The organism is Candidatus Trichorickettsia mobilis (assembly GCF_034366785.1).
GTDB lineage: Bacteria > Pseudomonadota > Alphaproteobacteria > Rickettsiales > Rickettsiaceae > Trichorickettsia > Trichorickettsia mobilis_A.
In genome coordinates, this window is the sequence record NZ_CP112946.1 from 1 (window position 1) to 9,451 (window position 9,451).

A 9,451-nucleotide genomic window follows, 5' to 3' on the forward strand; every position below is an offset into this window, starting at 1 on the left:
ATGTCATGACAAAACTCGGCATGCCGGCTACCAAAAAAATTGCCTGATTTTTAACAAAATTAAACAACACGTCCAAATTCTGATTCATGCAACAAAGCCTGTTTTAGGTGCGCTCATTCGCTAAAATTACTTTTATGCAATAGATCGTACACAACGTAAAATGCCAATTTTAAGTTATTCTTACAATAGAACATAGGGACAAAAAATTGAAACAATGTCTGTGAATCTCATATGTGAAAGAAGTTTTCATAACTTCCGGATAAAGCGGGTTTGATATGTTTCGTCTCTCCTTTATCGCCCCACCTAGTTGCCGCCGTTACGGTTCCGGAATAAGTGGTAAATCCAAGAGAAAAACTATGCTCACCGTATGATTCTTTGACAAGTTGTCCGATATTAAATTCTCCTTTCTTTCCCATATCCGTTGCATTTGCATTACCTATATGAGAATTATGTGCCCAAACAATAATTTTAGCTTGTTTTTTATGTTTTTTACTAAGATAGCCTTGAATATTTTGCAATGTATTGAACATATGCTTATCACGCAAATTCCAAGTAGAGATTTCTTCTCTAAACATATTTCTATAATAACTTTCCGCACTTTTGATTAAATTGGCATTTTGAATGAGCTGAAAATATTCGTCTTTCTCTACCTCCGTATGTTCTTTCATAAAGAAATAAGCTTGTTGATTTAAATCAATTAATTGTTCGGTTACGGCCTGAGCACATGATACCGTTAAATTAATATTAGACAAAAACCCATATATTTCAGGATCATGTATAGCCGTATCTAAGCATTTATATCGAGCTCTAGCCTTTGCAGCCGCTGCCGGATCATGTTTATCTAAAAACTTAATTATCTCTTCAATTGAAGTATGAAGGCTATATAGATCAAGACCGTATATACCGATTTTATTATCGGATAGTTTTAACTCGTCGTTATAATTTCTTAACCATTTGATAAGTTCTAATATCGGTTTGTTACGCCACATCCATAAAGGAAAATGCTTAAAACATGAAAGAGTTTGATTCGCGGTATTTTTAGGATAAAAGCCTTGTATATAACGATTTAATTGGTAAACGTCAGGCCAGTCTCCTTCTATAGCAACGGCATTAAAACCATATTCGGTGATTAATTTTTTAGTTATTTGACTTCTAATGCGATAAAATTCATCTGTGCCATGAGTTGCTTCTCCAAGTAACACTATAGACGCAGCACTTAATCGGTTACTCAAGATTTCATAATTTATATCCATTTCTGAAAAAGGCAACGCATTATCAACAATAATTTGCCTAAGAGTTTCTGTCATATTCACTCTCCCTGCGCATTAATCCAGTCTCAGCTTAAATTACATCATTATTCTTCAGCTTATCGTTAATTACCGAGCACAGATAGGTTATAACGTCATACAATAATGAATTGTATCCTTTAATTATATATTTTGAAATAAATATTTTAGGCTTATATTTATTTTATCTCTTCTAAAAACCACTTCCATTTACGGTTTAGCTAATTCGTATGACTTTAAATTATAAGTTTCTCCTACTTATCAAAGTATAAAAAACATTAATATAGCTTTAGTCTATTGAAGAGAAAAATTGCGACTGAAAAAGACGTAGACTAAATCCTCCCAAAACCACTATGTTTCACTAATATAATTGTTTGACTTCATATGAGACATAAGCCTACAATCGTAATTGTGTAGTTATAGTTAGGTTAATAAATTAATAAGCTACACAACTTTATGGATAGTATTTTTTACAATAATTATTTTAGGAGGCTAATATGACATTCAATTTACCAATCTTTAGAAGTAGATCCACCGACATAGCCAACAATAGAAGCAATATCTCAAATATATTTGAGGAATTCTTTAATGATTTTAATAGGCTATCTTCTCCTTTATTATCCGAAGGAATGAGGGCAAGTCTTCTACCGCGAATAAATATATCAGAGACAGATAATAAATATTTTATAGAAGCGGAATTACCTGGAGTGAAGCAGAATGATGTAGAGCTTAAACTTGATAATAATATATTAATAATAAAAGGAAAAACTGAAGAGACTACTGAGAATAAAGAAAGAAATTATTTCATGCGTGAACGTTATTACGGATCTTTCCAACGATCACTAACGTTACCTAACAATACCAATGAAGATGATATAAATGCTACCTTTAAAGACGGTATTTTAAATATAGAGATAAGTAAGAAACAGGAAAGTAGTACTAAGAGAATCGAAGTAAAAGCAAAATAAGTTAATTAAGATTGATAGCTCATAGCTATTTTAAATGGATACTATGCTTAAATTATACAAAATAAGTTACAGCAACCAATGAAACTTGAGGAGGAGGTGTATTATGTTCATAAAGAAAGCCGGATTATTACTAATTCTATTTAGCCTAACTAGTTGTAGCACCAAAAAAACCGTTATCGTTATTCCGGAGCATAATACCGTAGTAGAAGATGAAAGCATATTGCGTAGTGATTTTGAAAAAAACATCGGTAATAAAGTTTACTTTGCTTTCGATAGTGCAATTCTTTCTCAAGAAGCTAAAGATCGACTCAAGAAACAAGCTGAATGGTTAGTAGCCCACTCAAATGTTATAGCTACAATAGAAGGGCATTGTGATGAAAGAGGCAGTAGAAATTATAACTTAGCTTTAGGGTTGAGAAGAGCAGAAGCGGCAGAGAAATTTTTGATTACGCAAGGTATTGATCAAAGAAGATTAACTGTTGTTACATACGGTAAGGACAAGCCGGAAGTTGAAGGTCATAATAAAAATGCATGGAGGTTAAATCGTAGGGCGGTAGCTATAATTATCAAAGCACAATAACTTAAAATAAGTAAAGGTAGATTAAATGTATATCAACTTTAAGTAAATATAATTAATACCGAGCTAAGACTATAGATTAAGTGTGTAAGAATGATCACTTATTTTAACCCTCAAACGTTAGTTTATTTATAGCCGCTACTCGGTATAATCATTAGGAGCGAAAAGATGCCGTATGCAAATAATACAGACTTGCCAAAGGGGGTAAAAAACCACTTACCCGAGCATGCGCAAGATATCTATAGAGCAGCTTTTAATCATGCTTGGGATCAGTATGAATTACCGGAAAAAAGACGAGGAACAGATTCAAGAGAGGTCGTCGCACATAAGGTAGCATGGGCGGCAGTTGAAAAGAAATATTATAAAAACAGAGACGGTAAATGGGTTGAGATTGAATAGTATCTATAACATGTTTTTAGTGCTTTATAATTAGTGTCATAACAAGCATATGAATATTGAGTTTTGATAAGTACTACTTTATTTCAAATCTTACCTTTTGTTAATAATTTAAGCTTCAAGGTGCATATGGAAAATGACTTAGGTACAAAATTAATTGCAGTTATTAGTAGTGTTAAAATGATTCTATACGAAGCAAAAGGAATCAAGATCATTAAAGAATTAGAAAACTTGCCAATAGTGTTCGAAAAACACTATCACCATAAACAAGAAAAATCAGAAAGTTATTACCAAAAGAAATCCGCATCAGGGTCATTATTTGAACCACATTCTGCACCTAAAGATATAGAATATTACGAAGCGGCTAAAAAAGCATCTGAGATTTTAGAGAAAAAAATAAACGATAATTTGGATTACAAAAGACTAATCATTGTAACTGAACCTAAAATGCTTGGATATATTAGACAATCTATTAGCAATAATTTAAAAAAGATTATTTACAAAGAAATAACAAAGAATCTTGTAGGTCAAGATATATATACTATTGAACAAAGTGTTTTTAAATAAAGCCTGAAGAAGCCGGACTCATCTAAAAGTGGTTTTACCAGAATAAATCTACCTATGTAGAAATTTACACTTTAGATCCTAAAATAATTAATCATAAGTATAGTGAATTCGTACTATTGCACTCTAAGTTTTAATATGCTAGCCTGAAAGTACTACCCTAGAGTACTTAATACTAATTCAACAATTATAGGAGGTTATTATGGTAGCTAATGGTGGTTTGTATACAAAAGTTATGGAACAACTTCGCTTTGAACCAAACATAGATGAATCTAATATTACTGTTTCCGTTAAAGATAACGGTATTGTCGTATTAGGCGGCAAGGTTAAAAGTTACACGGAAAAATACTTGGCAGAACAAGCGGTTGAGAAGCTAGAAAAAGTCAGAGGAGTGGCTAATGAACTAGTAGTTGATTTAGCGTCATCTTATAAAAGAAGTGATGCAGATATTGCTCAAGCAGCACTCACTGCTTTCAAATGGTCTATGTTTATTCCTCAAGAAAAAATTAAAGTGGCGGTCGACAACGGTCGTTTAACTTTAGTAGGCGATGTAGAATATAATTACCAAAAAGTACGTGCAGAAAAAGCAGTACGTGACTTGTATGGAGTAACGACCGTAATTAATAATATAAAAGTTAAGCCGAGTATTAGTCCGTCTGAGGTCAAAGATAAAATTATCAAAGAGTTTGAACGCAATGCTCGTATTGACGCTAATAATATCAAGGTTGAGGTTGACGGTAGTAAAGTAACTCTTAAAGGTAGCGTCCAAAATCTTGACGAAGAGAGAGAGGCTAAAATCGCGGCTTGGTCTGTTAACGGCGTTAGTGAAGTGATAGACGAGTTAACGATTTCTTGGTAATGTTGTATGCTTATGGAATGATTAATACTTAATTTTAACAATTAATTGAGAGGACTATCAATATGGCTAACAAAGAAAGGAAAGGGCATTTTTTTCATGTGACTCACGATAAGATCGATAACCAATGGCATGTTAAAGAATTAAAAGAAAGTAATATGAGTACCTTTAAGACAAAATAGGAAACTATTAAAAAAGCTGAATAGATGGCTAAAAAATTAGAAATGGGTCATGTAAGTTGTTCATAATGAACGAGGTAGGTTCGAGGTTTTCAAAAATTCTTAATTTTATTTTAAGAGTTATTATCAATAGAAAAGATAAATTTATTATAATGATGCCCCTATATTTAGAAAATATATATATGAAGATAGGGGCATTATATACAAAATTAAGCCGAGCTTGCTAAGAGCCTGTCAGATCAGTAGATATAAGAGGTAATTTTGTCGTCAAAACTCGTCTCCGTTCCTCACGTACCCAAAAGTACGCTGCGGTACTCGACTTCGTTTTTCCTAAAACTTCCTCTCTTATATCTACTGATCTGACAGGCTCTAAGATAGGTAAAATTTTATATTTTAACATTCGGACATTATAATGAAGCGGTAGTGTTTGGCATATGGTCTTTCAATTCTTTCTTACTTGATTCTCATTATTTGTTTTCATTCGCATGGCTATTTTACGGACACTAATTTCACTAATGATTATGACAAAGGTAGTATTATGTATATTAATGGACAAGACCAAATGATTAAGGAACAAATTATATCTCGCGGTATACAAGATTCATGGGTAATTAAAGCCGTCTCCGAGGTTCCTCGTGAATTGTTTGTACCTAATGAGTTAAAAAGCCTTGCTTACGAGGATTCACCTTTACCGATAGGTTACAAACAAACTATCTCACAACCGTTCATAGTTGCTTTTATGACGGAGTCTGCTGGGCTTGATCAAAACTCAAGAGTCCTTGAAATCGGTACAGGCTGTGGATATCAAGCAGCTATATTATCTAAGCTATGTAAGGAAGTATATAGCATAGAAGTATTAAAACCGCTTGGAGAAGAGGCGGCAATACGCCTAAAAAAATTAGGCTATAAAAACATTCATTTACGTATAGGAGATGGATATAAAGGTTGGCCGGAAAATTCTCCTTTTGATGCCATTATAGTTACGGCAGCTCCTGAGGATGTACCTCAAGCACTTATAGATCAACTAAAAGAAGGAGGAAGATTAATAATTCCGGTCGGAACGTTTGTTCAGGAACTCATACGTATTACTCGCATAAAGGATAAAATAAAAAAAGAAAATCTTATGCCAGTAAGGTTTGTACCTATGGTAAAAGAACCCATAGTTGAATGAATCGAGACAATTTATACATAATACATATACGAGTTAGGCGGTATTAGATTTTATAAAAATTCATTAAAAAACAAAAGAAAAAATATGCGGAAGGGGGGCACTTGTATTTAGATGAATAATAATGCTGCACGAGAAACTATAGATTTCTTATTTTCACATACAAGAGCAAAGCGATATATTTTCCGTATAACTTTTTAGCTCCTTTTTGGCTAAATTCTTGCTATCCATCTTCCTTACCGACAAACACTGGTTTTCTGGACTAAAAACTTAAAATAACAAAAAAATATTTGTTTATAGATCATTTATAAAAAATTAACTCTTGGGTTGTATACATAATAAACGTAGTTGTTATTTCGCTAGTGCTTTACATCATATTGGATCGCAGAAATAGGTAACAATTTCTAGATCGCACTTAACAAAGCTATCGGATTCCTAGGTAACCGATAGCTTTGACTATTATTTTCCATACACTTACTTTACTATTTAAATTAAATGACAACTATTCGTCTACTAAATTAGTATAGAGCTAAAGAAATTTTAGCTTAGTAAGTAATACAATAGTATTACTATTGTATTACTTACTATGTTTTTCCTAATATCTTTTCTTTCTTATAAAAAGAGTTTTTATCAACAGCTATTTGATATAAATACTCTCTTTAAGCAATACAGATGTAATATACATGTATTACATCTGTATTGCTTAAAGAGAGTATAAAAAACTATTATTTTGCAACTAACTCTACACTCAATATCCTATCTTAACCTGTTTATAAATAATAATTGAAACACAAAAAGATACTTAATATTACTTTTATAATACTAAGCATCTTATATATTACTTTCATGTTTATATTACAAACGCAAAACCACTTGCAAAACCTTAGAGATGTAATAAACTCTGAATCTAACAAGAGCTAGTAGTGTATATATTCGGAGAGTTATACTAATTTAATTTTATAATTGATAGACATGTCATATATTATATATTACAATCGTAATACAACTGTATTACGATTGAGCAAATAATGTCATGTAAAATAATAGCCATAATAAACCAAAAAGGTGGAGTCGGTAAATCCACCATAGCAGTCAACTTATCGTATGGTTTATACCAAAAGGACAAAAAAGTTCTCTTAATAGATCTTGATCCTCAAGCACATTCTAGTTGTATATACTGTCCAGATGTTGAACAAGCTGATCAAACTATATCTGCAGCCTTCTCAAACAAAAAATTAAATATAAAAACATTAATTAGAAAAGCAATTGTTAGAGAAGATTATTTAGATAGTTTAAATGTAATACCTTCTAATATAAAATTAGCCGCTACTATAGAGCAAATTAGCAGTGCCGTTTACCGAGAAAAAATATTAAAAAACCATCTAAATAATATTAGTAACGATTACGATTATATAGTAATAGATTGTCCACCTACATTAGGAGTCCTCGCAATTAATGCAATATACTGTGCAGATTCTATAATTATTCCTACTAATTATGGACGATATTCCTTAGATGGAATGGCTGATTTATTAACAGCAATTCAAGAAATAAAAGAAGACCAAAAATATAAATTCTTTATTTTAAAGAATTTATTTGAACAAAAAAATTCTCAAACAAATAAATATATAAACGAACAGCTTCAAGCCTTATATGAGCATTTATTTACTACTGTAATCAGGAAAAATGAGGCAATAAATCAAGCTCAAATAAGCAATCTACCTATACAAATTTTTAATAGTTCTTCTAAAGGCGCTCAAGACTTCAGCTTGTTAGTAGACGAGGTAACACATTATGTCTAAAATTAAAATAACACCACATGGAGAAAGTAAGTTATCTAAAACTATAGCAAAATTCTCCCAAGACATCCCTTTAGAAAAAACAGGATTTATAAATCAAAGTAATGATAAAACTATATATTTTAAAACTAAATCATTTAGGTTAAGACAATCCGATTTTGCTAATTTATCTCAAATAGTACACGAAATTAATAAAGCAAGTGAAAGAAAAAATTATTCTGATTCAGAAGTTATTAGAGGTATAATTAATTATATATCCGATAACCTAGATAACAATCTCAAAAAATTAATAAAACATGTTAAAGATTCTTCTTAACATTATGCATAATACAAATGTAATACATTTGTATTATCTAAGATAATTATATTCAAAGTTTAAAAAATCCTATTATTTAATTATTTACAGTAAGGTCACCTAACCATATAGGATTTAGACGATAGTATGATACTAAAGTAATACAAATGTATTACTTTAGTAATGCTAATAAATTTGCTCAGATATGTTTTTTATCATTACCGTAATACTTACGTAATACAAATATTATAAATTCGTAATACAATTTTCACCATCTGTATTATTTAGTATAAAATACTGTATTATTTTTTTACCAAAATAATATTATTTTCTTGACTTAATCACTTAATAGCTTAATTTAATAAAATAATTTTCTAAAAATATATTTTGATGTGTCTATGAAAATTAGTCGTATAACTTCTGATGGAAAAGTAAAAATTTCAGTTAACATACCTGAAAAGCTTTTACTAGAATTAGATGAGAATAGAAGTCTTGTTAACCAAGATAGATCTATCTGGATTACCAGCGCTATTATGGAAAAGATAGCGTCCATTAGACAACAGAAAAATAAGGATAATAAAAGTGATGAATAAACAATTATTAAAAATGGAGAGTACTAGAGCTCAATAAATACTTTGAAATATTTAGGAAGCTCTATGTACATACTTCGCAAAAGTCATTTTAACATAGATATACCTAATAATCAAGAATTAAGCTTTGTACTCCTTATAATTAAGGAGTTAAAATGCAATTTTGCTTTGATTCATCTAGAGTAGAGCACACTATTAGTAATTATTCTGATAAAACTATTAAGGTTAATAAGAATGATTCTTATGTTTCTCTACCTGGATGTGTAATTAATCATATTCTTCAAAATCAAGATTTATCAAACCTTGAAAAGATATTTTATCTTCTTGCTGATAGTTTAGCATTAATCAATTTTCACTGTAACAAACAACGAGCTATTGCCTTAGCTGCTGATTCTTGGGCAAAAAAGCTTAATTGTTCTCGATCTCAAATATTTTTTATGCAAAAAAGCCTAGCAGCTAAAGGCTATTTTATCATCTATAAAGACAAAAATTCCTATGGTCAAAATAACCGTAATTTAATTTATCCCACTTTACCTGATCATGTCTTTGAACTGCTACGTACATCACCTGATCGGACTGGAGAAGAACATCTACCTTATGTTGATACTAACGAATCTAAACGAGAATATCTTGATCGTAGCAAGTTATTTATTAGTATAAGCTATCAAACTCTTAAAGAACTGTGCACTCATAATCAACTTACGCCATTTCATAAACTAATCTGGTTGGATCTCTATACTCAATGCTATAAAAAATATATTGCTGCTAGAACA

General features: G+C 30.9%; 10 protein-coding genes and 1 pseudogene. 10 read left to right on the forward strand and 1 reads right to left on the reverse strand.

The annotated features are described in order from the left end of the window. Positions 1–227 precede the first annotated feature (227 nt). The gene (locus Trichorick_RS08675) at positions 228–1,307 is read right to left on the reverse strand and encodes an erythromycin esterase family protein (RefSeq protein WP_323739262.1); all 1,080 of its coding nucleotides are present in this window, start codon (positions 1,305–1,307) and stop codon (positions 228–230) included. 476 nt (positions 1,308–1,783) lie between these two features. Between Trichorick_RS08675 and Trichorick_RS08680 the strand changes: the two genes are divergently transcribed. From Trichorick_RS08680 to Trichorick_RS08725, 10 genes and pseudogenes are all read left to right on the forward strand, one after another. Beyond that, the gene (locus Trichorick_RS08680; protein ID WP_323739263.1) at positions 1,784–2,254 is read left to right on the forward strand and encodes an Hsp20/alpha crystallin family protein; all 471 of its coding nucleotides are present in this window, start codon (positions 1,784–1,786) and stop codon (positions 2,252–2,254) included. A gap of 103 nt (positions 2,255–2,357) precedes the next feature. After that, positions 2,358–2,834 carry an OmpA family protein gene (locus tag Trichorick_RS08685; protein WP_323739264.1) on the forward strand — a complete coding sequence of 159 codons (477 nt, stop codon included), beginning with the start codon at positions 2,358–2,360 and terminating at the stop codon, positions 2,832–2,834. Between the two features lie 165 nt (positions 2,835–2,999). Next, complete coding sequence (locus Trichorick_RS08690) at positions 3,000–3,230, forward strand: ChaB family protein (RefSeq protein ID WP_323739265.1); 231 nt, start codon at positions 3,000–3,002, stop codon at positions 3,228–3,230. A gap of 126 nt (positions 3,231–3,356) precedes the next feature. Then, positions 3,357–3,794 carry a host attachment protein gene (locus tag Trichorick_RS08695; RefSeq protein ID WP_323739266.1) on the forward strand — a complete coding sequence of 146 codons (438 nt, stop codon included), beginning with the start codon at positions 3,357–3,359 and terminating at the stop codon, positions 3,792–3,794. A 199-nt stretch (positions 3,795–3,993) separates the two neighbouring features. After that, positions 3,994–4,650, forward strand: a complete 657-nt coding sequence (locus tag Trichorick_RS08700; RefSeq protein ID WP_323739267.1) for a BON domain-containing protein — start codon at positions 3,994–3,996, stop codon at positions 4,648–4,650. Positions 4,651–5,364: 714 nt separating this feature from the next. Then, positions 5,365–5,997: a protein-L-isoaspartate(D-aspartate) O-methyltransferase gene (locus tag Trichorick_RS08705; RefSeq protein ID WP_323739268.1), complete on the forward strand. Its 633-nt coding sequence runs from the start codon at positions 5,365–5,367 to the stop codon at positions 5,995–5,997. Between the two features lie 1,025 nt (positions 5,998–7,022). Beyond that, complete coding sequence (locus Trichorick_RS08710; RefSeq protein ID WP_323739269.1) at positions 7,023–7,796, forward strand: ParA family protein; 774 nt, start codon at positions 7,023–7,025, stop codon at positions 7,794–7,796. Then, positions 7,789–8,109 carry a hypothetical protein gene (locus Trichorick_RS08715; protein ID WP_323739270.1) on the forward strand — a complete coding sequence of 107 codons (321 nt, stop codon included), beginning with the start codon at positions 7,789–7,791 and terminating at the stop codon, positions 8,107–8,109. The genes Trichorick_RS08710 and Trichorick_RS08715 overlap by 8 nt, the downstream gene beginning before the upstream one ends. A 377-nt stretch (positions 8,110–8,486) precedes the next feature. After that, the gene (locus Trichorick_RS08720) at positions 8,487–8,681 is read left to right on the forward strand and encodes a hypothetical protein (RefSeq protein WP_323739271.1); all 195 of its coding nucleotides are present in this window, start codon (positions 8,487–8,489) and stop codon (positions 8,679–8,681) included. 152 nt (positions 8,682–8,833) lie between these two features. Then, positions 8,834–9,451 (forward strand): annotated as a pseudogene (locus tag Trichorick_RS08725) (chromosomal replication initiator DnaA); the annotation flags it as partial.